Source organism: Pseudomonas sp. LY-1 (assembly GCF_053502595.1).
Window position 1 is genome coordinate 1,009,197 of record NZ_CP094353.1, and the last position, 22,980, is coordinate 1,032,176.

Annotated in this window: 18 protein-coding genes; 8 read left to right on the forward strand and 10 right to left on the reverse strand. The window is 63.4% G+C overall.

The window, feature by feature from the left end; genetic code table 11:
* Nucleotides 1-94: 94 nt before the first annotated feature.
* From mksF to mksB, 3 genes are read right to left on the reverse strand one after another with little or no spacing between them, the layout of a single operon-like run.
* Nucleotides 95-2,935: an Mks condensin complex protein MksF gene (gene mksF, locus MOQ67_RS04435; RefSeq protein ID WP_017844513.1), complete on the reverse strand. Its 2,841-nt coding sequence runs from the start codon at nucleotides 2,933-2,935 to the stop codon at nucleotides 95-97.
* Nucleotides 2,932-3,639: an Mks condensin complex protein MksE gene (mksE, locus tag MOQ67_RS04440; RefSeq protein ID WP_017844512.1), complete on the reverse strand. Its 708-nt coding sequence runs from the start codon at nucleotides 3,637-3,639 to the stop codon at nucleotides 2,932-2,934. Before mksE ends, mksF begins: the two co-directional genes overlap by 4 nt.
* Entirely contained in the window at nucleotides 3,629-4,906 is a 1,278-nt protein-coding gene (gene mksB / locus MOQ67_RS04445; protein WP_017844511.1) for an Mks condensin complex protein MksB, read from the reverse strand. The genes mksE and mksB overlap by 11 nt, the downstream gene beginning before the upstream one ends.
* Nucleotides 4,907-5,093: 187 nt before the next feature.
* On the opposite strand from mksB, the gene MOQ67_RS04450 reads away from it, so the two are divergent.
* Both MOQ67_RS04450 and rimI read left to right on the forward strand, forming a co-directional pair.
* Nucleotides 5,094-5,837 (forward strand): hypothetical protein, encoded by a 744-nt coding sequence (locus MOQ67_RS04450; protein ID WP_017844510.1) that lies wholly within the window; start codon nucleotides 5,094-5,096, stop codon nucleotides 5,835-5,837.
* Complete coding sequence (gene rimI / locus MOQ67_RS04455; protein WP_017844509.1) at nucleotides 5,830-6,282, forward strand: ribosomal protein S18-alanine N-acetyltransferase; 453 nt, start codon at nucleotides 5,830-5,832, stop codon at nucleotides 6,280-6,282. The genes MOQ67_RS04450 and rimI overlap by 8 nt, the downstream gene beginning before the upstream one ends.
* A gap of 118 nt (nucleotides 6,283-6,400) precedes the next feature.
* Here rimI and MOQ67_RS04460 read toward each other — a convergent pair whose 3' ends face one another.
* Complete coding sequence (locus MOQ67_RS04460; protein ID WP_102618032.1) at nucleotides 6,401-6,775, reverse strand: serine kinase/phosphatase; 375 nt, start codon at nucleotides 6,773-6,775, stop codon at nucleotides 6,401-6,403.
* 151 nt (nucleotides 6,776-6,926) lie between these two features.
* Between MOQ67_RS04460 and can the strand changes: the two genes are divergently transcribed.
* A complete protein-coding gene (can, locus tag MOQ67_RS04465) occupies nucleotides 6,927-7,571 on the forward strand; it encodes a carbonate dehydratase (RefSeq protein ID WP_017844507.1) in 645 nt (214 codons plus the stop codon).
* Here can and MOQ67_RS04470 read toward each other — a convergent pair.
* The 4 genes from MOQ67_RS04470 to MOQ67_RS04485 all read right to left on the reverse strand — a co-directional run bounded on the left by MOQ67_RS04470 (nucleotide 7,568) and on the right by MOQ67_RS04485 (nucleotide 12,791).
* Nucleotides 7,568-8,092, reverse strand: a complete 525-nt coding sequence (locus tag MOQ67_RS04470; protein ID WP_017844506.1) for a hypothetical protein — start codon at nucleotides 8,090-8,092, stop codon at nucleotides 7,568-7,570. The two genes, can and MOQ67_RS04470, sit on opposite strands and share 4 nt — an antisense overlap.
* Nucleotides 8,093-8,238: 146 nt before the next feature.
* Nucleotides 8,239-9,408, reverse strand: coding sequence for a hypothetical protein (locus MOQ67_RS04475; RefSeq protein WP_169885728.1), 1,170 nt, complete (start codon nucleotides 9,406-9,408; stop codon nucleotides 8,239-8,241).
* Between the two features lie 122 nt (nucleotides 9,409-9,530).
* Complete coding sequence (gene acpA / locus MOQ67_RS04480; protein ID WP_017844504.1) at nucleotides 9,531-11,231, reverse strand: acid phosphatase; 1,701 nt, start codon at nucleotides 11,229-11,231, stop codon at nucleotides 9,531-9,533.
* A gap of 141 nt (nucleotides 11,232-11,372) precedes the next feature.
* A complete protein-coding gene (locus tag MOQ67_RS04485; protein WP_046487482.1) occupies nucleotides 11,373-12,791 on the reverse strand; it encodes a short-chain fatty acid transporter in 1,419 nt (472 codons plus the stop codon).
* A 185-nt stretch (nucleotides 12,792-12,976) separates the two neighbouring features.
* Between MOQ67_RS04485 and MOQ67_RS04490 the strand changes: the two genes are divergently transcribed.
* The 5 genes from MOQ67_RS04490 (at nucleotide 12,977) to MOQ67_RS04510 (ending at nucleotide 20,869) form a co-directional block, all read left to right on the forward strand.
* Nucleotides 12,977-14,266 carry an MFS transporter gene (locus MOQ67_RS04490; RefSeq protein ID WP_046487479.1) on the forward strand — a complete coding sequence of 430 codons (1,290 nt, stop codon included), beginning with the start codon at nucleotides 12,977-12,979 and terminating at the stop codon, nucleotides 14,264-14,266.
* A 74-nt stretch (nucleotides 14,267-14,340) separates the two neighbouring features.
* The gene (locus MOQ67_RS04495; RefSeq protein WP_046384819.1) at nucleotides 14,341-15,246 is read left to right on the forward strand and encodes a cation diffusion facilitator family transporter; all 906 of its coding nucleotides are present in this window, start codon (nucleotides 14,341-14,343) and stop codon (nucleotides 15,244-15,246) included.
* A 109-nt stretch (nucleotides 15,247-15,355) separates the two neighbouring features.
* Entirely contained in the window at nucleotides 15,356-16,579 is a 1,224-nt protein-coding gene (locus tag MOQ67_RS04500; RefSeq protein WP_198717961.1) for a TolC family protein, read from the forward strand.
* Between the two features lie 18 nt (nucleotides 16,580-16,597).
* Nucleotides 16,598-17,704, forward strand: a complete 1,107-nt coding sequence (locus MOQ67_RS04505) for an efflux RND transporter periplasmic adaptor subunit (protein ID WP_198717962.1) — start codon at nucleotides 16,598-16,600, stop codon at nucleotides 17,702-17,704.
* Between the two features lie 18 nt (nucleotides 17,705-17,722).
* Nucleotides 17,723-20,869: a CusA/CzcA family heavy metal efflux RND transporter gene (locus MOQ67_RS04510; protein ID WP_057005638.1), complete on the forward strand. Its 3,147-nt coding sequence runs from the start codon at nucleotides 17,723-17,725 to the stop codon at nucleotides 20,867-20,869.
* Here MOQ67_RS04510 and MOQ67_RS04515 read toward each other — a convergent pair.
* On the reverse strand, nucleotides 20,793-22,229 hold the full coding sequence (locus MOQ67_RS04515; RefSeq protein WP_198717963.1) for a heavy metal sensor histidine kinase: 1,437 nt from the start codon (nucleotides 22,227-22,229) through the stop codon (nucleotides 20,793-20,795). The two genes, MOQ67_RS04510 and MOQ67_RS04515, sit on opposite strands and share 77 nt — an antisense overlap.
* The gene (locus tag MOQ67_RS04520; protein WP_017844493.1) at nucleotides 22,226-22,900 is read right to left on the reverse strand and encodes a heavy metal response regulator transcription factor; all 675 of its coding nucleotides are present in this window, start codon (nucleotides 22,898-22,900) and stop codon (nucleotides 22,226-22,228) included. The genes MOQ67_RS04515 and MOQ67_RS04520 overlap by 4 nt, the downstream gene beginning before the upstream one ends.
* Nucleotides 22,901-22,980 lie beyond the last annotated feature (80 nt).

Genomic DNA, 22,980 nt, shown 5'->3' on the forward strand with positions numbered 1-22,980 from the left:
GCGATGAGGCCCTCAAAAACACCACCAAACCCCAGCCCACAAAAAAGGCCGCGATCCATAAGATCGCGGCCTTTTAGCATTTCACCGCCGAACGTCAGACCTCATCCAACTCCGGCTCATCCGCCTGCACAGTCACCGTTGCCTTCACCGCATCATGGCGCCGGATGTACTTCCAGTCCGCCTCATCGATGTAGATCCCGTTCGGCCCGCTGCCGCCCTCCAGGTCGATCGCTACCTGGGCCGACACCTGCGGCTTCACGCTCGCCAGGATCGGCACGAAGCCCAGCTGCAGGCTGGTTTCCAGCAGCGCTGCCTGGTTCTTCTCATCGATGTCGGCCGCTTCGTCGAGGTAGTACGGCAAGCGCACGCGCCCGGCCTGGTCGCGGTCCATCAGGTGCAGCAACAAATACATGTTGGTCAGCGCCTTGATGGTCATGGTGGTGCCGTTGGACGCCGCGCCATCGATGTCGGTGTGAATCACCGGCTGGCCATGCACCTTGGTGATCTCGAACGCCAGCTCGAACAAGTCCTTGAGGCCCAACTGGTTGTGGTTGGCCGCCACCAGGCGCGCCAGGTATTCCTTGGCCTCTTCGTTCTTGTTGTCCTGCTCGGCGCTCTGGCTCAAGTCGAACACCGACAGGGTTTCGCCTTCTTCGTACTGACCGGCGCTGTGGATGATCTGGTCGATATGCTTGAGCGCTTCCTTGTTCGGTGCCAGCACGATGCGGAAACTCTGCAGGTTCGACACCTGGCGCTTGTTGATCTCGCGGTTGAACAAGGCCAGCTGGTGTTCCAGGCTGTCGTAGTCGCTGCGGATATTGCGCAAAGTCCGTGCGATATCGGTGACCGCCGCGCGCCGTGCCTTGCCCAGGGTCAGGGCTTCGTCGGTACGGTGAGCATAGGCGTTGATCAGCAGTTGCAGGCGCCGCTCCACGTCATCCTCGCTGTCGAACTTGGCCACGCCCTTGAGGCGAACCTGGGCGTAAAGCGCTTCGATCTGGCCATCAGCGCGCAGCAAGCCTTGCCAGCTGTCCTGATAGTCATTGAGCAGCGGCAGCAGGTTGTCCATGGAATCGTCGACCGGGTCCATGAACGGCGTGCCGAACGGCAAGTCCGCCGGCAGCAACTGGCGACGGCGCAAAGCGTCATCCAGGGTGCGTTGCTTGGCTTCCATATCGCCGATCTGGCGACCGACCAGTTGCAGCTTGGCCGACAGTTGCTGGACACGTTCGGTGAACGCGTCGCTGGAGCGCTTCAATTCATCCTGGGCGGCTTCCATCTGCGCCAGCTGTTCCAGCTTCTCACCTTCTTCGGCGCTCAGGGTTTGCGCACGGCGGAAATCTTCCAGGGCCTTTTGCGCGTCCAGCACTTGCTGGTACAGCGCTTCGGTCTGGGTTTTGCTCGCGGCGCGGTCAGAGGCCACCGCCTGCTGCGTCTTGAGCTGCTTGAGTTCTTTTTCCAGGCGCTCTTTCTGGTCGCGCAACGCCGCGCGATCCGCCAGGGCCTGCAAGGCGGGCGGTTCGATGTGGGAGATGTCGATCGACAGCCCCGGCACTTCAAAGCGCTCGCCCTTGAAACCATCGAGGATCAGTTCCAGGGATTTGACCCACTGGCCGTCCTCATCCAGCGTGATGCCATGCTCACCCAGCGGCAGGCTGAACAGCGAACTGTTGAACAGACGCATCAGACGCTCGACATCCTGCTGTGAGAATTCTTCGCGCAGCTTGGCGTAGCTGTTGTTGTCTGCGTGATCGAGCTGTTGCTTGACCGACTTCAGGCGTTTTTCCAGCTCGCGCAGGCGCTCGTCCAAGTCCTCGGCGCTGAACTGCCGCGACTGCGCCAGGGCGCCGGCGAGTTCATCGTGGGCATCCTTGGCTGCCAGCAGTTGCTGTTCCAGCACCCTGACATCATCGACCAGCGCAAAGCGATGCTTGAGCACCGACAGCTCGCCCAGCCAACGCTGGATACCGCTGATTTCGCGCTCCAGGCGCATCAGCTCCTGGGTGCCGCCACGTTGGTCGTGCTGCAGCGCGTCCTGCTCGTTGCGGTAGTGCTCGGCCTGGATGGTCAGCTCTTCCTTGCGCGCACTGGCGTAGTCCGACCAGGTGCCCAGCAGCGAGTCCAACAGCGGCGACAGGCGATGCAATTTGCCGCGCAGGATGTCGCGTTGTTTCACGCCATTGGCCAGGGCCTCGACCAGCGGGCCGGCGGCGACCAGGGAGTTGTAGTCCTGCTCCATGCGTCGCACGTCGCGGAAGGCTTCTTCACACGCGGCGATGTAATCGACACTGCCGGAGCGCAGGCTGTGCTCGAACGCATCGAGGAACAATTGCTTGAGCTTGGCTGCGGTGATTTCGCGCATGTGCAACAGGTTGATAAACAGCGCGCGGAAGGTCTTCAGGCTCTGTTCGCTGGTGGAACGCAGCGGGATCAGCGTCAGGTCCAGTGGGATCGACGTGTGGCCGCCGACCAGCAAACGGCGTAGTTCATCGGGCTTGAGTTCGTAGGCTTTCAGGCCCTCGCGCTCCAGGTTGGTGAACAGCTCTTTCTGGCGCAGGCAGGTGTCGTTTTTCTGGTAGTGGGCCAGGTCGAGCTTGCCGGCGTAGGCAAAGAACTGGTGACCGAAACCACCGCCCGGGCCGCGCCCGACCACGCCGATCACATGCGGGCCGTGGGGCAGGGAGACTTCCACGAGGATGTAGCTGGTGTCGGTGGCGAAGTAGAAGCGCCGCGATTGTTCCAGGGTGTACTTGCCGAAACTCATGTCCGACATGCGCGCCAGGATCGGGAACTGCAAGGCGTTGATCGATGCGGATTTACCCAGGTTGTTCGCGCCGTACACCGACAGCGGCTCTTCGAGCGGGAACAATCCGAGGCTGTAGCCGGCGGTATTCAATAGGGCGAAGCGGCGGATGCCGTAGCGTTCCTTGCTCATGCGTCGGTCTCCTGTTCTTCGGCAATGGCGCGGGCCAGGGCGTCTTCTTCGCTTTCGTCGGCAAAGTCGCTCAAGTCCAGCGGGTCATCGGTCTTCAGCAGTTTTTCATCGCTGTCTTCGTCGATGATCACCGGTGTCGGCAATGGCAGCACGCTGTGGATGCTGGCCGCGAGGTCGCGGTCCTGTTGCACCGACAGGCACACATCGAGGAAGCGATGCATCGGCGGCAGGAAGCGATAGATGCCGTTTTCTTCGCTGGCAAAACCCAGTTGGGTCATGCGGCGCATGATTTTCTCTTCGAGCTCTTCCTGGGTTTGCACTTCGGCCTGGATAAACAGGTCGCGGTATTTTTCCAGCAGCGACGGCAGTTCATCGCGGCCGAGGCTGCCGCCGTCGAGCACGGCAATCGGGTCGCGGCCCTGGTCGGCCAGGTGCTCGACGATGATAAAGGTGAACAGCGCCAGGCGCTGCGCGGTCTTGTTCACCTGCGCGCTGGCGATGGCCGAATCCGGCACGAAGTAATAGAAACCACGGGTATCGCACACCAGTTCAAAGCCCAGGGCCTTGAACAGCGTGCGGTACTGGTCCTGGAAATTCGACAGTTGCGCGTACAGCTCCGGGTCGCGGCGGCTGACGTGGTAACCCTTGAACAGCTCGCGAAAGATCGGCGCCAGCTGGGACAGTTCGGATAGATCAAGATGCATAAGGGGTGCTCGCAGAATTCTCGGCGGCGTCGGGCGTGGCCGGGAGCAGGGCGAATGAGCGCAGGCTGACCTGATGCTCGTGTGTGTGGTAATCGCGGCGTTCCAGGCGCTCGCGCTTGAAGCGTTTTTCGCGGGACAGGCGCGAGAACCAGTAGAGCAATTCGTCGGTGGCGCCGTCCGGTTCCTGTTCCAGCAGCCATGTCATCAGGTCCGGCATCGGCAGCGCGTCTTCGCAGCGTTCGAGCATTTCCTTGACCGTGCGCGGTGCGCGCTGGGCTTCGCCTTTATGGGACTTGTGCGCCTTGGGGAAGCGCGCCGGTTTCGGCTCGAAGTTCGCCAGGGCGTACACGTAGGCCTCGACCTGGCTCGCGCTGCCGAGGAAGGTGCTTTGCGGCCGGGTAAACATCGGCATCGCGGCCTGCGGCACCGCGTCCAGGCCTTTACGGCGAATGGCCGACAGCGCCAGCGCGGCGCCACGGGTCACGGCGTTGTGCCGACGCGCTTCTTCACGCAGCGGCAGCAGCAGCTCGCGGGCGTGACGCAGGGTCAACTGGGCGCTGGTCTGCATTTCGAGGATGCGCGCGTGGGTGCGCAACAGCATGTCGTCGTCGACCAGATGGCCGAGGCGCTGCTGCTCGGTGAGCAGGCGCAGCAGCACGTTTTCGACCTTGCGCACGCCTTGTTCGAAGGCGCCGTCGGCGTTCACCAATTGGATCATCGGTTCGACGTATTCGTCCCAGGTCGCCAGCACTTCGGCGTAGCGCTGACGCAACGGGATCTGCCGGTCGCTGGTCTTGGCGCGGTCGGCCACGGCGGCGAGGGCTTGTTCGTCGTTGGCGAGTTTTTTCAGCACGTCGCGCACGCGCATGTCGAGCAGGCGCAGTTGCCGGGCCAGGTCGTGGCCGTCACGGATGTCGAAGGCGTCCTGGATATAACCGGCCAGGCGCTCGAGGTGGCGCAGGTAGGCTTCGATTTCCAGGCACAGGCCAAGCCGGTGCTCCTTGCGAAGATAGGCGAGGAAGTCGTGGATCTGCGCATTGAGCTCGAAACGGTTCGGGCTCTTGGCGACAGGCACCAGGATATCCAGGCGAATCCACACGTCCAGCAGGCTGGTGATGTCCTGGGGCGTGCTGTCCAGTTGTTGGGCGGCCAGTTGTGCGCGCAGCTCGCCGAGGCTCAGGGTGCCTTGGTCGAAGTGTTCGCACAGTGGCTCAAGTAAGGCCCAGTGTTCGGCGAGGGCGCGCAGGACGCGCTTGGGTTCGATCATGGGAATGGCCGGCTGGTTGGCGATTAAAAGTCGCGATTGTACTGCATCAGGCGCGGGATTTATCCACAGCCGGTCAGTGCGCAGTGGGCGATTGTTACCGAACAGCGGTAGAATCCCCGCTCTTTACTTATCCACAAGTGGCCGAGCTGTGCTTATCGAGTCCCGACGTCGCGCTTACTTGACCGCCATGCAGGTGGTCAACTGGCTGCCCCGCACCGAACTGCCGTTTGCCGCCCCGTCGCGGCCCGAGCTGCTGCAGGCGCTCGAGCCCGATGACGGATTGGAAACGTCGGGCGAGGAGGCGGCTGCGCCCGTGGCGGTGGTCAAGCCTGAGCCGCCGACGCGGCCGGTGGTCGAACGCGCCAAGGTCGAGGTGCCACGCCCGTCGCCGATGGCCAAGCCGGCGGTGGCTGAAGAGGCGGCCCCGGTGGTCAAGGCGCCTGTCGTCCCACCGCCGCGGTTTGCCCTGCAATTGCTGCGGGCCGGGCGTTGCCTGTTGCTGGTCGAGCTGCCTACCGGCGAGCGCTTCCAGACCCGCGACCCGGCCTACATGCTGCTCAAGGACATGCTGCGCGCTGCCGGCCTGCCCGACAGCCCGCAAATCGTCGGCGACCCGGTGCGCTGGCCGTTGCTGGTGCGCGGCACCATGGACCAGGGCCCGGACGCCGCGCGGGATTTTGTGCAAGGTTTTGTGTCGGCACGCCTGGAAGACGAACCCTGCGTGTGCCTGTGGCTGATCGGCCTGCCCGCCGTGCGGTTTGCAGGCGAAGCCGATGCCGAAGTCTGGTACCGCGAACTGCAGGTCGAAGGCCTGGGCTCGGTATGGGCCCTGCCGGGCCTGGAATTATTAATGGAAGAGCCACAGCGTAAGGCTGATGTCTGGCAAGCCATGCGCCGGCTGATGGCGCGCTGGAAAACAATCGATGAGTGAGGCTTTATCCTTCCGCCCGATGACCGAGGCCGACCTCGACGCCGTGCTGAAAATCGAATACGCGGCATACAGCCACCCCTGGACCCGCGGGATCTTTCTCGACGGGCTGGGCAAGTACCAGATCTGGCTGATGTTCGAAGGTGAGCAGCAAGTGGGCCACGGGGTGGTGCAGATCATCCTCGATGAAGCGCATTTGCTGAACATCACCGTCAAACCGGAAAACCAGGGCCGCGGCCTCGGCCTGGCGCTGCTCGAGCACCTGATGTCCCGCGCCTATGCCGCCAGCGCACGGGAATGTTTCCTCGAAGTGCGTGACAGCAACGCCAGCGCGTTCCGGCTGTATGAACGCTATGGCTTCAATGAAATCGGCCGTCGGCGCGATTACTACCCAGCCGTCGGCGGTCGCGAAGATGCGGTCGTGATGGCCTGCACCCTGGTCGACTGAACACGCAACCCATGTGGGAGGGGGCTTGCCCCCGATGGCAGTGTGTCAGTCAACACATGTATTGTTGACAGTGTGCTATCGGGGGCAAGCCCCCTCCCACATTTGGATCTACGGTGTGTCAGCGGTTGCCGTTGACAGGCTCGCGCTCGGCCAGTTCGGCTTCGTCCAAGCCATTGCCGCCGCCAATTTCATCCTCGTCGACGATGCTCAGGTCCCAATCGGCCTGTTCGCCTTCGCCTTCTTCCTGTGCATCCCGTGCGCCGTCCTCGCGGATCAGGTTTTCCGGGCTCATCTCGTCATCGGTCGTCTCGGCCTCGCCCACCCGTTCGTCGCGCATCCGGCGTTTGCGCTCGACAAGCGGCAGTTCATCGCCGATTCCCGCCTTCGGCTCTTGATCGTCAAAGTCCAGCTCGCGCACCGAGCCCATGCGATCCTCATTGTCATCAATCGGTTCCGGCTGTGTAGCGCCGTATGGACGTCGTGATTCAGTCATGGCCAATCCTCATACTGTGGGGCTTATAGTGTGTGGACAGGCCTGGCGCACCAAGATTCAAGTCATCGCCTGCCGTCTATCTTTATTCCGGGCGTGACCCGGACGGGCGGTCGTCTGTCAAAGCTGCGCATCATTCCTGAGGCTTTCCCTGATGAACGAACTACAAGAGCTGCTTGATAACAACGAACGCTGGGCGGATGCGATCAAACAGGAAGATCCCGAATTCTTCGCCAAACTGGCCCGCCAGCAAGCACCGGAATACCTGTGGATCGGCTGTTCCGACGCCCGCGTACCGGCCAACGAAATCGTCGGCATGCTGCCGGGTGATCTGTTCGTACACCGTAATGTGGCCAATGTGGTGCTGCACACCGACCTCAACTGCCTGTCGGTGATTCAGTACGCCGTCGATGTGCTCAAGGTCAAACACATCCTGGTCACCGGCCACTATGGCTGCGGCGGTGTGCGGGCGTCGATGCAGGACCGTCAGTTCGGCCTGATCGACGGCTGGCTGCGCACCATTCGCGACCTCTACTACGAAAACCGCGATCTGCTGGCCAAGCTGCCGACTGAGGAAGAGCGCGTCGACCGCCTCTGCGAATTGAACGTGGTTCAGCAGGTGGCCAACGTCGGTCATACCAGCATTGTGCAAAACGCCTGGCACCGGGGGCAGAGCCTGTCGATCCACGGTTGCATCTACGGCATCAAGGATGGCCGCTGGAAGAGCTTGAACACCACCATCACTGGTTTTGAGCAGTTGCCGCCGCAGTATCGCTTGCGCCCGCTGGGTGAAGCCTAAGGGCGCTTGCGCTCGCGCCACAGGGTCATGAACGTCTGCCCTTCGGCGTTCAGTGGCTCCTGGCTGCCGGTGATCCAGCCCCGGCAGTTCAGCTCGCCGCATTGGCACGCGAACTGCCGGAACAGCGCGTCCTCGGTGCTGGCGTAATCCAGGGTCAACAGGGCGCCGGCCGCGATGGGCTGCACGGTCCAGAGCTCCAGGTAGGTGGTGTCCAAAAATACATTCGGGTTGCAGGAGTGGCGCAGCAGGCCGCAGAACCAACAGTCGTACAAGTGGATGCGCGGCGACAGTTGCAAGGTGTGTGGGCGTCGCTCGTTCACCGCGTAGCCGGAGACCTTGGCAATGCGTATGCGACTCTCAAAGGCGATGCGCGCCTTGACCCTGGCCCCGGCGCCGTCCCTGGCGTGGCTGACCTGGAAGTGTTTGGACGAAGGGTAGCCCTGCCCGACGAACAGTGTCTTGAACGGGTAAAGGCAGTCATTCACAGGGTTTACAGCCTTATCCATGGCGCGAGTTTTCATAACTCTCCTGGGTTGGGCTGCATCGACTTGCGGGTGATGTCTGACTGGCAGTCTTGCAGCGGAAGGGCCCGGATCAAGACTCGCTGAACATAACGCCGATTTCTACTGTCAACTTTGACAGTAGAAATCGGCGTTTTTTTGCGCTTTTACAGCGCCGGGGCGCTGATCGTCGGGGTGGGCGCGGCGTCTTTCAGCTGTTTGAGCTGGGCTTTGATCGCGGACGTGGCGCATTTGGCGTTGGCCTGTTCCGGGGTCAGGTTGCGCACCGAGGTGTAGAACAATTCGCAGGTCTGTTCTTTACGCGTGACCTGCCAGGTGTTCATGCACGCCTTGAGCAGCACATTCGCATCGCTCGCCGGTTTCTGGCCCATTCCGGCTTGCCAGCAGGCGGCGCTCAAATCCTGGCCCATCACTTTCAAACCGGCCTCGTCGGCCTTCTGCTCGTTACCGTCATACGTGTCGGGGCTTGCCGCGTACCAGATGTAACTGGGGTGGTTGGCGCCCAGGACCGAGACGGTTTTGCCGGGGATCGGGCTGATTTGCGCCAGGCCCAGCACACCCACGGTTTGCCCGTATTGTTGCTTGATCCAACTGCGCACCGGTGCGCCGAACGCGACCATCGGCAACGCACCTTTGGGCGGCAGGCTCAGTTCCTTGACCATGCGTGTCTGGTAGTCGGTGAAGTAGCTGTAGACGTTTTCCAGGTCTTTCCCGGCGTTGGACGGCGCGGCGATCGGGGCGATGTCGATGATGGTCTGGTAGGCCGGGGTTTCGCTGGCCGGAATGCCATTGTCGACGAGCAGGGTGGCCCAGCGGTCGGTGGTGGCCGATTCCAGGTAATCCTGGGCCTGGGTCAGCGAGTAATCCGGCGGAAAGTGCAGCAGCTCGATGCTTTTGCGGTTTTCCAGGGCCATGCCCAGCGGCAGGAACAAGTACCAGTTGTAAGCCCACTTGCCATCGCTATTGAGCCGGCTCGCGCCCTGGTAGGCCAGGTCGGCGGTAGCGAGCAAGCTCGTCAGCGGCTGGCCATAGTTGTCGGGCACGCCGCTGAAGGTCGCCGCGACCTGGCCGTCATGCTTTCTGACGCTGACCTTGGCACGGCTGTAACCGTCGCGCTGCAGGCTCTGGTTGAGGTAGTGCTCGACGGTCTGCTCCAGCGTCCACGGCCGGAAGCAGATCACGTTGCAGTTATTGGGGTAAGCGAACAACTGGGTAACCCGTTGCGTGCTGCCCAGCGGTACTTCGATGTCGGCCTGTACGACCGCACTCGCGATCAGTGCGGCCAAGGTGAAGGACAACCTGGTCGGTTTAAACATAGATGATTCCTTGTCAGCGAGAGCCCGTCTGCGCGGGGTGAAAGCCCACCTCCACACAGTAGCGGCTGACCAGGAAAACCGCGTGCAAAATCGCCGGGCGTGTCGCTATTGGATAAGCCGTCCTACACCTCGAACTGCAACGCATTGCTCAAGTCGCCCATCGGTTTCTGGCCGCGGGCGATCATGGCGTCGTCGCGCCGCTTGAGCCCGTCCAGTGTCTCCAACTGGAAGACGCGGGTGATCAGGCGCAGGATCGACGCGGTGTCGTACACCGTATGGTCCACCGTGCCTTTGCGCGCGAACGGCGACACCACCAGGGTCGGAACCCGTGTGCCAGGGCCCCAGCGGTCGCCCTTGGGCGGTGCCACGTGGTCCCACCAGCCGCCGTTTTCATCGACGGTCACCACCACCACCATGTTTTTCCACTGCGGGCTTTCCTGCAGCACCTTCAGGGCGCGGGTGATATGGCGGTCACCCGAGGCCACGTCGGCATAACCGGCGTGCATGTTGAGGTTGCCCTGGGGTTTGTAGAAGGTTACGGCGGGCAGCTTGCCCGCCTGCGCGTCGGCAAAGAACTTGTTGGTGCTCGACTCATCGCCCAGGCCCGCGTCGCGCAGGCGCTTGTCACGCTCCGCGCGGTTTTCCGGGCCCTGTTGCTTGAAGTAGTTGAACGGCTGGTGGTGATACTGGAAGTTGGGGATCTTCGGAATGCCGCCCGAGTCCTTGAACTGTTCCAGCGTCGCTTGCCAGGCCCCGGCGTACCAGGCCCAGTCGATGTTCTTTTTCGACAGCTTGTCGCCGATGTGTTCGTGGGTCTGCGGCACCAGTACGTTGGGCAGGTCGGGCTTGGCGTAGTCCGGGTTTTGCGGGTCGCGAATCCAGGTCGGCCAGTAGGGCGGGGCCAGGGTGTTCACGGCGTAACCGTCCGGGGTCAGCGCGCTCGGGCCGAACTGCGGCGGGCCGCTCATGGCGCTGGCCGGGGATTTGTCCAGGGGCTTGAGGCGTGGGTCGGTGGGATCGTCGCTTTGCAGCGTGGCGATCTGCGCCTTGGCCACCGACTGCGCGGCGTTCGGATAAACCGGCGCGGTCGCGCTGATCAGGTATTGGTGGTTGAGGAACGAGCCGCCAAATGCGCCCTGGAAGAAGTTATCGCAGAGCACAAACTCCTTGGCCACGTCCCACAGGCGCAGGGAATAACGGCTCTGGGCGTAATGCCCCATCACCAGGCCGCCGGAATCGGCCCAGGCGACGAAATTGTCGTTCTTGCCGCCGTTGATCTGCATCTGGTTCTGGTAGAACACGTGCCACAAATCCCGGGTGACCAGGCTCAAGGGCAGGTCTTCGGCGTTCGGGCCCTTGAGGGCGAACGGGGCGTTGGGCAGGTTTTCCTGGAATTGCACTTCGCTGGGGTAGGTCACCCCGTCGACGCTTTGCGAGCCGACTTGCAACACACCACCCCACACCGGGGGCAGGGTGGTCAATACGCTGGCGTCGCGGTCGCGCTGCTGATAGTCGGCGGGAGACAACGCCGACAGCGGTTTCTCCAGCCCGGGGAAATCGGCAAACAGGTTGTTGAAGCTGCGGTTTTCGGCGTAGATCACCACGACGGTTTTCACTTGGTCGTGTAATGCCTTATCCAACTCTTGCGGCGTGAGCGGCCGAGGCAGCGGTTTGCCCGGCGCGTCGCCGGGATTGCCGCAGGCACTCAAGGTCGCGCCCACCCCCAGCACCGCTGCGCCGCCGAGGAAGCGCCGCCGGCTGGTGTCTACCGGCGGTTGATCGATGGAATCGGGGGCCGGGCGGTCTTCGTGCTCGTCACTCATTGCGGGAGTCCTTGCTGGCGGTTTGTTGCAAGATATTTCGCCAGGACGGTAGCAGTGGAATGTGACGCAGGGAAGACAGCTTGAAGTTACACGCGTTAAGCGGAAAGCCTGGAGCTACAAACCTCAAGCTTGCCGCTGCGTTTAAGGCATCACCGGCGGCAAATACTTCAACGTCGTCCCCAACGCCCACAACAAAAACAACACCAACGGCGCGTGTACCAGCAACTGCACGAACGAAAACCCGATCAGATCCCGCGCCTTCAGCCCCAACACGCCCAGCAACGGCAGCATATAAAACGGGTTGATCAAATTCGGCAGCGCCTCGGCCGCGTTGTAGATCTGCACGGCCCAGCCCAGGTGGTATTGCAGGTCAGTGGCCACTTGCATCACGTAGGGCGCTTCGATGATCCACTTGCCGCCGCCCGACGGGATGAAGAAACCCAGCACCGCCGAGTACACGCCCATCAACAGGGCATAGGTGTCGTGGGAGGCGATGGAGGTGAAGAAGGTCGAGATATGGTGAGCCAGGGTCTGGCCGTCGCCGCCCTTGACCACCGTCATCAGCGCGGCAATCGAGCCGTACAGCGGGAACTGGATCAGCACGCCGGTGGTGGTCGGCACCGCGCGGGCGACCGCGTCCAGAAAACTGCGCGGGCGCCAGTGCAGCAGCGCACCGACCATGATGAACAGGAAGTTATAGGTGTTCAGCCCGGAAATCGCGCTGATCGCCGGTTTGGTCGAGAACTCGTGGAACAACCAACCTGCCGCCAGCACCGCCAGCAGGATCGTCAGCACCGGGCTGTGTTCCAGCCATTCGCCCGGGCGTGTCGGGGCCTGCGGCGTGGGCAGGTTGAAGGCCGGGTCGACCCCGCAGGCCTTGGCGTCACGGGCGCTGTTCGGGCCGGGCGCGGTGGCGTAGGCGATGATCAGCGAGACCACGATCAGCGCCAGCAGCAGTACGCCGGATTGCCACAGGAAGATGGTGTCGGTGAACGGGATCACCCCGGTGATCGACAGGATCGACGGCGGCAGACTGGCCGGGTTGGCCTGCAACTGCGCGGCCGACGACGACAGCCCGAGCGCCCATACCGCGCCGAGCCCCAGGTAGGCCGCGGCACCGGCAGCGCGGTAGTCCATGCGCAAGTCCGTGCGCCGCGCCAATGCGCGCACCAGCAAACCGCCGAACACCAGGGACAGGCCCCAGTTGAGCAACGAGGCAACCATGGAAATCAACGCCACCCAGGCCACGGCCGAGCGGCCGTTCTTCGGGATGCGCGCCAGGCGGTCGATCAGTTTCACCGCTGGTGGCGAACTGGCGACCACGTAACCGCCGATCACCACGAAGGCCATCTGCATGGTGAACGGGATCAGGCTCCAGAACCCATCGCCAAACGCCCTGGCGGCTTCGGTCGGCGCGGCGCCCATGCCCAGGGTCGCCACGGCGACAATGATCACGGCGAGGGCGGCAAACACCCAGGAGTCGGGAAACCAGCGTTCGGCGAAATTGGAGCAGCGCAGGGCAAATCGGGCATAGCGGCTTTCTTCGATAGCATCGGCCACGAGTCATTCCTCTTGTAATTGTTATGGTTTTGGCAGTTTTACGGCATGTTCCGCTACGGCCATTGATATGGGAATGCAGTTATCTTCATCGATCATTGAGGAAAACAAATATATCCGCCGCGATTGCCATCATCCGGCGCAGCTCATAACCTGCACGCCATTTTGTTTGTCTGCCGAGCCTCAACATGACTGCCACCTCGCTTGCCCAGGCGCAGCGTTTTTCCCGCTCCGACTACAAAACCCTGGGCCTGGCCGCCCTCGGCGGCGCCCTGGAAATCTACGACTTCATCATTTTCGTGTTTTTCGCGCTGACCCTCAGCCAACTGTTCTTCCCGCCGGAAATGCCCGAGTGGCTGCGCCTGCTGCAAAGTTTCGGGATCTTCGTCACCGGCTACCTCGCGCGCCCGCTGGGCGGCATCCTGATGGCGCACTTCGCCGATCACCTGGGGCGCAAGCGCGTGTTCAGCCTGAGCATCCTGATGATGGCCTTGCCCTGCCTGCTGATCGGGATCATGCCGACCTACGCGCAAATCGGCTATTTCGCACCGCTGATCCTGCTGGTGCTGCGCGTGCTGCAAGGTGCGGCGGTGGGCGGTGAAGTGCCCAGCGCCTGGACCTTTGTCGCTGAGCACGCGCCGCCCCATCACCGCGGTTACGCCTTGGGCTTTTTGCAGGCCGGCCTGACCTTCGGCTACCTGCTCGGCGCACTGACCGCCACGCTGCTGGCGCAAATCTTCACCCCGGCGGAGATCCTCGACTACGCCTGGCGCTTCCCCTTCCTGCTCGGCGGCGTCTTCGGCGTGATCGGCGTGTGGCTGCGCCGCTGGCTCAACGAAACCCCGGTATTCCTCGACATGCAGGCGCGCCGCCAAGCCGCCGCCGAACTGCCGCTGCGCACCGTATTGCGCGACCATCGCCGCGTGTTGCTGCCGGCGATGATCCTCACCTGCGTGCTCACCTCCGCCGTGGTGGTGCTGGTGGTCATCACCCCGACCATGATGCAGAAAACCTTCGGCATGACGCCCAGCCACACCTTCGCCCTGAGCGCACTGGGCATTGTGTTCCTGAACATCGGTTGCGTACTCGCCGGCCTGCTGGTGGACCGCATCGGCGCCTGGCGCGCGGTGCTGGTCTACAGCCTGTTGCTGCCACTGGGGATCGCCGTGTTATACGCCAGCCTGATCGCCGGTGGCGTCTGGCTCGGCGCGGCATATGCCGTGGCAGGCTTGAGCTGCGGCGTGGTCGGCGCAGTGCCGTCGGTGATGGTCGGACTGTTCCCAGCGCCGGTGCGGGTGTCAGGCATTTCCTTCACCTACAACATTGCCTACGCGCTGTGGGCGAGCACCACGCCCTTGATGCTGATCGCACTGATGCCGACCAGCCCGTGGATTTGCGTGGGTTATTGCGTGGTGATGGGCGCGGTGGGGGTGGTGAGCGTGGTGCTGTTCAGCAAGCGCCATACGTTGGCGGCCTGAGGAAGTGCCGACCCCATCCGAATCTTCTGCTAGGGCGCTATGATTCATCCAACCACACCCCACGAGGATGTTTCATGAGCGCAGGACACAACCACGCCCAGGTACGCGCCGGCCACGAACGGCAGTTGTGGATGGCCCTCGGGCTGACCAGCAGTTTCATGATTGCCGAGGTGATCGGTGCCTTTATCACCGGCAGCCTGGCGCTGTTGTCCGATGCCGCGCACATGATGACCGACGCCCTGGCCATGGCGATTTCCCTGGTGGCGATCCAGATCGCCAAGCGCCCCGCCGACCGCAAGCGCACGTTCGGCTATGCCCGCTTTGAAATCCTGGCGGCGGCGTTCAATGCCTTGCTGCTGTTTGCGGTGGCGTTCTACATCCTTTATGAGGCCTATCAACGCCTGCAGGCACCCGCCGAAATCCAGTCGACCGGCATGCTGGTGATCGCCGTGCTGGGGCTGCTTGTCAACCTGATCTCCATGCGCCTGCTCAGCGCCGGCAGCGGCGAAAGCCTGAATGTCAAAGGCGCGTACCTGGAGGTCTGGAGCGACATGCTCGGCTCTATCGGCGTGATCATCGCGGCCGTCGTGATCATGTTGACCGGCTGGGCTTGGGTCGACTCCGTGGTGGCGGCGGCGATTGGTTTCTGGGTGTTGCCGCGCACCTGGGTGCTGCTCAAGGACAGCATGAATGTGCTGCTGCAAGGCGTGCCCGACGGCGTCGATATCGACAGCGTGGAGCAGGCCATGCGTGGCGTGCCCGGCGTGAAGGACGTACACGACCTGCATATCTGGGCGCTCACCAGTGGCAAGAACGTGCTGAGCAGCCATCTGGTGGCGGATGCGATGCCGGGCACCGAACAGCAGGTCCTCGCTCAAGTGACGCAATTGCTGCATGAACAATTCGATATTTCCCACGTCACGCTGCAGGTCGAGGGCGAGGGTTTTCATCGTGACGGGCCCGAAGACGCCCATGCTTGAGCCTTGCTAACGGATTTGTAATGTTCGCCCCACCGCCCTGATAAGTACCGAAAGTTACAGTGCCACGGCTTGGATTTATCCGCCATTTCATGGGCCTGGAACTCTCGTTATGCCAACTCGTGCAAGAACTCTACTGTGCTCGATCATCGTGTTGCTGGCGACAGCACAAGGGGTCGGCGCTCAAACCCTGACCCTCGACGCCGCCCTGCAAACCGCCTTCGCCAACAACCCCGACCTGGCCGCCGCGCAATGGGAGATCGACATCGCCAGCGGCGGCCGCCAGCAGGCGGGGCTGATCCCCAACCCGGTGGCCTCGTGGGATGCCGAAGACACCCGCCGCGACACCCGCACCACCACGCTCAAGTTAAGCCAGACCCTGGAACTGGGCGGCAAGCGCGGCGCGCGCATCGAGCTGGCCACGCGCGGCCAGGACGTCGCGGCGCTGACCCTCGAACAGCGCCGCAACGGCTTGCGCGCCGAGGTGATCGACAGTTATTACGGCGCCCTTCGCGCCCAGGAGCGCCTCGACCTGGCGCAACGCTCCCTGGCGTTGGCCGAGCGCGGCCTGGTGATCGCCAATGGCCGCGTCAACGCCGGTAAATCGTCGCCAGTGGAAGCCACCCGCGCCCAGGTACAGTTGTCGGAAATCCGCCTGGAACTCAACCGCGCCCAGATGGGGGTCAGCGATGCCTATCGTCGCCTGGCTGCCAGCACCGGCAGCGCCGCGCCCGACTTCGCCGCTGTCGCCACGCCAAGCAGCGTCCCGGCGACGTTGCCGCCCGCCGCGCAACTGCTGGCGCGTCTTGAGCAGACCGCCGAGCTGCGCCTGGCCGAACTGCAAATCCTGCAGAACGAAGCCAGCATGGGCCTGGAAAAAGCCCAGCGCATCCCCGACCTCGATGTGTCGATTGGCAGCCAGTACGACGCCAGCGTGCGCGAGCGCGTGAACCTGGTGGGCGTGTCGATGCCGATCCCGCTGTTCAACCGCAACCAGGGCAACGTGCTCGCTGCCACCCGCCGCGCCGACCAGGCCCGTGACCTGCGCAACGCCGCCGAACTGCGCCTGCGCACCGAAACCCGCCAGGCCCTGGACCTGTGGCAAACCGCGAACACCGAAGTGCGCGCGTTCAACCAGCAGATCCTGCCCGCCGCCCAGAGCGCGGTGGACAGCGCCACCCGAGGCTTCGAAATGGGCAAGTTCAACTTCCTCGACGTCCTCGACGCCCAGCGCACCTTGATCGCGGCCCGCAGCCAATACCTCACGGCGACCGCCCAGGCCACCGACGCCTGGGTACGCATCGAACGGATCTACGGCGACCTCGCCCGTTTCTGATTTTTTTTGGAGTCCTCTATGCAGACTAAACATGGCGTGGCGCTAGCCCTTGTGCTGGGCCTGATGCTGTCCGGCCTGGCAAACGCCGAGGAAGAAGAAGGCACACTCGAACTCACCGAGCAGCAGATCGAGGCCGCCGGTATTCAACTGGCCCAGGCCCTGCCGCGGCCGATCAGCACGGTGCTGTCGTTGCCGGGTGAAGTGCACTTCGATGAAGACCGCACGTCGCACATCGTGCCGCGTGCGGCGGGGGTGGTGGAGGCAGTGAAGGTCAACCTCGGCCAGGCGGTCAAGCAAGGCGAGTTGCTGGCGGTGATCGCCAGCCAGCAGATTTCCGATCAGCGCAGCGAGCTGGCCGCCAGCCAGCGCCGCCTCGAACTGGCGCGCACCACCTTCCAGCGCGAGCGCCAACTGTGGCAGGACAAGATCTCCGCCGAGCAGGATTACCTGCTGGCGCGCCAGGCCTTGCAGGAAGCCGAAATCGCCCTGAACAACGCCCGCCAGAAGATGACCGCCCTCAGCGGCAGCGCCGTGCCGGCCGGCGGTAATCGCTATGAATTGCGCGCACCGTTCGCCGGCGTGGTGGTGGAGAAACACCTGGGTGTCGGCGAGGTGGTCAGCGAGACCAGCAACGCCTTCACCTTGTCGGACCTGTCGCAGGTGTGGGTCACGTTCGGCGTCTTTCCCAAGGACTTGAACAAGGTCCGCGTCGGCAAGCCGGTGAAAGTCAGCTCCACCGAAATGGGCACCGAAGTACTCGGTACCGTGGCCTATGTGGGCAACTTGCTGGGCGAGCAGACGCGCACCGCCACCGTGCGCGTGACCGTGCCCAACCCCGATGACGCCTGGCGCCCGGGGTTGTTCGTCGCCGTACAGATCGCCACCGACACCTACCAGGCCAAGGTCACCGTGCCCGAGGCCGCGATCCAGACCGTCGAGGACAAGCCCTCGGTGTTCGTTCGCACGGCGGACGGGTTCGTCACCCGCCATCTGGAACTGGGCGTCAGCGAAAACGGCTACGTCGAAGTGCGCCGGGGCCTCGACGCCGGGGCACAGGTGGCCACGGTTGGCAGCTTCATCCTCAAGTCCGAACTGGGCAAAGGCTCGGCCGAACACGCCCATTGATCCTGCGAGTGATTTCCCATGTTTGAGCGCCTTATCCAATTCGCCATCGAGCAGCGCATCATCGTGCTGTTGGCGGTGCTGTTGATGGCCGGTGTCGGCGTCGCCAGCTATCAGAAACTGCCCATCGACGCGGTGCCCGACATCACCAATGTGCAGGTGCAGATCAACTCGGCGGCGCCCGGTTTTTCGCCGCTGGAAACCGAACAGCGCATCACCTTTCCCATCGAAACCGCGATGGCCGGGTTGCCGGGGTTGCAGCAGACCCGTTCGCTGTCGCGCTCCGGTTTGTCCCAGGTCACGGTGATCTTCAAGGACGGCACCGACCTGTTCTTTGCCCGCCAATTGGTCAACGAACGCCTGCAAGTCGCCCGTGAACAATTGCCCGTCGGTATCGAAACGGCGATGGGGCCGATTTCCACCGGTCTTGGGGAAATTTTCCTATGGACCGTGGAAGCCGAAGAGGGCGCGCGCAAGGACGACGGCACGCCCTACACGCCGACCGACCTGCGCGTGATCCAGGACTGGATCATCAAGCCGCAACTGCGCAACGTGCCCGGCGTGGCCGAGATCAACACCATCGGTGGTTTTGCCAAGGAATACCAGATCGCCCCCGACCCCAAGCGCCTGGCGGCCTATAACCTGACCTTGAGCGATCTGGTCACCGCGCTGGAACGCAACAACGCCAACGTCGGTGCCGGCTACATCGAGCGCAGCGGCGAGCAATTGCTGATCCGCGCACCGGGGCAAGTGGCGTCGATCGACGATATCGCCAACATCGTCATCACCACCTCGGACGGCACGCCGATCCGCGTGCGCAATGTGGCCCAGGTCGAGATCGGCCGTGAGCTGCGTACCGGCGCCGCCACCGAAAACGGCCGTGAAGTGGTGCTGGGCACGGTGTTCATGTTGATCGGCGAAAACAGCCGCACCGTGTCCCAGGCCGTGGCTGCGCGACTCGAACAGATCAACCGCTCGCTGCCCGAGGGCGTGGTCGCCGTGACCGTCTACGACCGCACCAACCTCGTCGAAAAAGCCATCGCCACCGTGAAGAAAAACCTCTTCGAAGGCGCGCTACTGGTGGTCGCGGTGTTGTTCCTGTTCCTCGGCAACATCCGCGCGGCGCTGATCACCGCGATGGTGATCCCGCTGGCGATGCTGTTCACCTTTACCGGCATGTTCACCAACAAAGTCAGCGCCAACCTGATGAGCCTCGGCGCGCTGGACTTCGGCATCATCGTCGACGGCGCGGTGGTGATCGTCGAGAACGCGATCCGCCGCCTGGCCCATGCGCAACAGCGACACGGCCGCCTGTTGACCCGCAGCGAGCGCCTGCACGAAGTGTTCGCGGCGGCCAAGGAGGCGCGGCGCGCGCTGATCTTCGGGCAACTGATCATCATGGTGGTGTACCTGCCGATCTTCGCCCTCACCGGCGTGGCCGGGAAAATGTTCCACCCCATGGCCTTCACCGTGGTGATCGCCCTGTTCGGCGCGATGATCCTCTCGGTGACCTTTGTGCCGGCGGCGATTGCGCTGTTTGTCACCGGCAAGGTCAAGGAAGAAGAAAACCTGGTGATGCGCAGTGCGCGCCGGGTCTATGCGCCGGTGCTCGATGGGGTGATGGCGCGGCGCCCGCTGGTGTTCGGTTTGGCGCTGTTGACCATCGTCGCCTCGGGGCTGGTGGCCAGCCGCATGGGCAGCGAATTCATCCCCAGCCTCAGCGAAGGCGACTTCGCCCAGCAAGCCCTGCGCGTGCCCGGCACCAGCCTGACGCAGTCGGTGCAGATGCAACAGCAGTTGGAAAAAACCTTGATGGCCCAGGTGCCGGAAATCGAACGGGTCTTCGCCCGCACCGGCACCGCGGAGATCGCCTCCGACCCGATGCCACCGAACATTTCCGACAGCTACGTGATGCTCAAGCCCAAGGATCAGTGGCCTGATCCGCAGAAATCCCGTGAGACGCTGATCGCCGATATCCAGCGCGCCAGTGCGATTGTGCCGGGCAGTGCGTATGAACTGTCGCAACCGATCCAACTGCGCTTCAACGAGCTGATTTCCGGGGTGCGCAGCGACGTGGCGGTGAAGGTATTCGGCGACGACATGGCGGTGCTCAACGCCACCGCCGGGGAAATTGCCGAGACCTTGCAAGGCCTGAACGGCGCCTCGGAAGTGAAGGTCGAGCAGACCTCCGGCCTGCCGGTACTGACCATCAATATCGACCGCGACAAGGCCGCGCGGTTTGGCCTGAACGTCGGCGATGTGCAGGACACGATTGCCGTCGCAGTCGGTGGGCGCCAGGCCGGAACGTTGTACGAAGGTGACCGACGTTTCGACATGGTCGTGCGTTTGTCCGACGCATTGCGCACCGATATCGACGGCTTGTCGCGGCTGCTGATCCCGGTGCCGGCGCTGGCCGGTAACGCCTCCGGGCAACTGGGCTTTATCGCCTTGTCCCAGGTCGCCAGCCTCGACCTGGTGCTGGGCCCGAACCAGATCAGCCGCGAGAACGGCAAGCGCCTGGTGATTGTCAGCGCCAACGTGCGGGGGCGTGATATCGGCTCGTTTGTCCAAGAGGCCGAAGCTGCCATCGGCGCCCAGGTCAAAGTGCCGGTTGGCTACTGGACCACCTGGGGCGGGCAGTTCGAACAGTTGAAGGAGGCCTCCGACCGCCTGCGCATCGTGGTGCCGGTGGCGCTGCTGCTGGTGTTCGGGCTGTTGTTCATGATGTTCAACAACCTCAAGGACGGGCTGTTGGTGTTCACCGGGATTCCGTTCGCCTTGACCGGTGGGATCATGGCGCTGTGGCTGCGCGATATTCCGCTGTCGATCTCGGCCGGGGTGGGCTTTATCGCCTTGTCCGGCGTGGCGGTGCTCAACGGCCTGGTGATGATCGCGTTTATCCGCAACCTGCGCGAGGAAGGGCGCTCGCTGTCGATGGCCATCAACGAGGGCGCGCTGACCCGGCTGCGCCCGGTGTTGATGACGGCGCTGGTGGCGTCCCTCGGGTTTATCCCCATGGCCCTGGCCACCGGCACCGGCGCCGAGGTGCAGCGGCCGCTGGCGACGGTGGTGATCGGCGGGATCATTTCCTCTACGTTGCTGACCTTGCTGGTGCTGCCGGCGTTGTATCACTGGGCGCATCGCAAGGACGAGGAAACACCAGGCTGAAGCGCGTAAAACGCCCCGGCTGGCTGCTGACATCGGCGTGGCCCTGATGCAGGTGCATGATCGACTGCACGATGGCCAGCCCCAGGCCGGTGCCGCCCTCGGCGCGGGTACGGCTGCTGTCGGCGCGGTAGAAGCGTTCGAACAAGTGCGGCAGGTGGTGCGCTTCGATGCCGCGCCCGGGGTTGCCGACCGACAGCGATACACGCTGGCCGTAGGTTTCCACCAGCAACAACACGGTAGACGCGGTTGGCGTGTGGCGGATGGCATTGGACAGCAAGTTGGAGATGGCCCGCTGGATCATCAGGCGATCGCCCATCACCCAGGCGTCGCCGCGCAGGTTCAGGGTCACCTGCTTGTCCTCGGCGCTCAAGGCAAACAGCTCCATCACCCGCTGCGCTTCGTCACCCAACGACACCTGGGCAAACCCGGCCCGCGCCGCCGGATGGCTGACCTGGGCCAGAAACAGCATGTCGGAGACGATGCGCGACAGGCGTTCCATTTCCTCGACGCAGGATTCCAGGCCCGCTTGGTATTCCTGCGAAGGCCGCTCGCGGGACAATGTCACCTGCGCCTTGCCCATCAGGTTGGTCAACGGCGCGCGCAGTTCGTGGGCCAGGTCATCGGAGAACTGCGACAGTTGCCGCACACCGTCGTCCAGGCGGTGCAGCATGAAGTTGATGCCCTGGGCCAACTCGCCCAGCTCCTTGGGCAGGTTGTCCAGCGCCAGGCGATGGGTCAGGTCCTGGGTGCTGACCTGCGCCGCCACACGGCTGAACTGCTGCAACGGCGCCAGCCCGCGCTGCACCAGCCACCAGGCGCCCATGCCGATCAGGATCAGCAGCAGCGGCAGGGCGATCACCGTGGAGCGCAGGTAGGCACTGAGCAACGCTTCATCGTCGGAGCGGTCCAGCGACAGCAGCACGCGCACGTTCTCGCCATTGCGCAGCGCCACCATGCGCGAGGCGCTGAGGATGCGGTTGCCGTGCCCGTCCACCCAGTTCAGGTAGGCCAGGGTCTTGCCGGCCGGTACGTCGAGCAACAACGGCTGCTGGGGTTTTGCGCCCACGCTGAGGAGCACCGGCGTATTGGCCTGGGTGCTCATGATGGTCAGGTAGATATTGTCGTGGCCCATCACCAGGTCCAGCAGCGAGTGGGGGCGGCTGCTGATGTCGCGGGGGGCGAGGCTCTGGCTCAGGCTGTGTTCCAACTGCTCCAGCTTGTTTTCCAGGCCCTTGCGCGCGAGTTTGTCCAGCTCGTGGGTCAAGGCCAGGTAAGCCAGGGTCGCCAGCAGCACGACCAGTCCGGCGCCCATCAGGCTGACCGTCAGGCCCAGGCGCATCGACAGGCTGCTGGTCCTCATTGACGCGCCTCCAGCACGTAACCGACGCCGCGAATGGTGTGGATCAGCTTGACCTCGCTCTGGTCGTCGACCTTGCCGCGCAGGCGGCTGATGGAGACTTCGACGACGTTGGTGTCGCAGTCGAAGTTCATGTCCCACACCAGCGAGATGATTTGCGTGCGGGTCATCACCTCGCCGGCCTGGCGCATTAATACGTGCAGCAGGGCGAACTCCTTGGTGGTCAGGTCGATGCGTCGTGTGCCGCGGTAGGCGCGGTGGCGGCGTGGGTCCAGCTCCAGGTCGGCGACGCGCAACACGTCCGGCAACGGAATGTGCTCGCTGCGCCGCAACAGCGTGCGCACGCGTGCCAGCAGTTCGGGGAATTCGAAGGGTTTGACCAGGTAATCATCGGCGCCCATGTCCAGGCCCTTGATCTTGTCGGTCAGCCGGCCGCGGGCGGTCAGCATCATCACCCGCTGGTTGCCGTCGCGGCGCAGGTGTTCCAGCACTTCCCAACCGTCGGTGTTGGGCAGGTTCACATCGAGGATCACCAGTTCATAGGTGTGTTGCCGGGCCAGGTGCAGGCCGTCGACGCCACTGGCGGCGCAATCGACGACATAGCCGCTTTCGGTCAGGCCCTGCTGCAAGTAATCGGCGGTTTTCTGCTCGTCCTCAACCACAAGGATACGCATGGGGATTTACCTTCAAAGGAAACGGAGAGGGGGCATGGCCTCATAGAGGCGCTGAATTTGGCTGTAGGAAAACTCTGAGC

What these genes read in the sequence shown, in the direction of transcription:
- mksF (WP_017844513.1), bottom strand. Translation starts at nt 2,935, where the DNA reads ATGAGCAAGGAACGCTACGGCATCCGCCGCTTCGCCCTATTGAATACC.
- mksE (WP_017844512.1), bottom strand. Translation starts at nt 3,639, where the DNA reads ATGCATCTTGATCTATCCGAACTGTCCCAGCTGGCGCCGATCTTTCGC.
- mksB (WP_017844511.1), bottom strand. Translation starts at nt 4,906, where the DNA reads ATGATCGAACCCAAGCGCGTCCTGCGCGCCCTCGCCGAACACTGGGCC.
- MOQ67_RS04450 (WP_017844510.1), top strand. Translation starts at nt 5,094, where the DNA reads ATGCAGGTGGTCAACTGGCTGCCCCGCACCGAACTGCCGTTTGCCGCC.
- rimI (WP_017844509.1), top strand. Translation starts at nt 5,830, where the DNA reads ATGAGTGAGGCTTTATCCTTCCGCCCGATGACCGAGGCCGACCTCGAC.
- MOQ67_RS04460 (WP_102618032.1), bottom strand. Translation starts at nt 6,775, where the DNA reads ATGACTGAATCACGACGTCCATACGGCGCTACACAGCCGGAACCGATT.
- can (WP_017844507.1), top strand. Translation starts at nt 6,927, where the DNA reads ATGAACGAACTACAAGAGCTGCTTGATAACAACGAACGCTGGGCGGAT.
- MOQ67_RS04470 (WP_017844506.1), bottom strand. Translation starts at nt 8,092, where the DNA reads ATGAAAACTCGCGCCATGGATAAGGCTGTAAACCCTGTGAATGACTGC.
- MOQ67_RS04475 (WP_169885728.1), bottom strand. Translation starts at nt 9,408, where the DNA reads ATGTTTAAACCGACCAGGTTGTCCTTCACCTTGGCCGCACTGATCGCG.
- acpA (WP_017844504.1), bottom strand. Translation starts at nt 11,231, where the DNA reads ATGAGTGACGAGCACGAAGACCGCCCGGCCCCCGATTCCATCGATCAA.
- MOQ67_RS04490 (WP_046487479.1), top strand. Translation starts at nt 12,977, where the DNA reads ATGACTGCCACCTCGCTTGCCCAGGCGCAGCGTTTTTCCCGCTCCGAC.
- MOQ67_RS04495 (WP_046384819.1), top strand. Translation starts at nt 14,341, where the DNA reads ATGAGCGCAGGACACAACCACGCCCAGGTACGCGCCGGCCACGAACGG.
- MOQ67_RS04500 (WP_198717961.1), top strand. Translation starts at nt 15,356, where the DNA reads ATGCCAACTCGTGCAAGAACTCTACTGTGCTCGATCATCGTGTTGCTG.
- MOQ67_RS04505 (WP_198717962.1), top strand. Translation starts at nt 16,598, where the DNA reads ATGCAGACTAAACATGGCGTGGCGCTAGCCCTTGTGCTGGGCCTGATG.
- MOQ67_RS04510 (WP_057005638.1), top strand. Translation starts at nt 17,723, where the DNA reads ATGTTTGAGCGCCTTATCCAATTCGCCATCGAGCAGCGCATCATCGTG.
- MOQ67_RS04515 (WP_198717963.1), bottom strand. Translation starts at nt 22,229, where the DNA reads ATGAGGACCAGCAGCCTGTCGATGCGCCTGGGCCTGACGGTCAGCCTG.
- MOQ67_RS04520 (WP_017844493.1), bottom strand. Translation starts at nt 22,900, where the DNA reads ATGCGTATCCTTGTGGTTGAGGACGAGCAGAAAACCGCCGATTACTTG.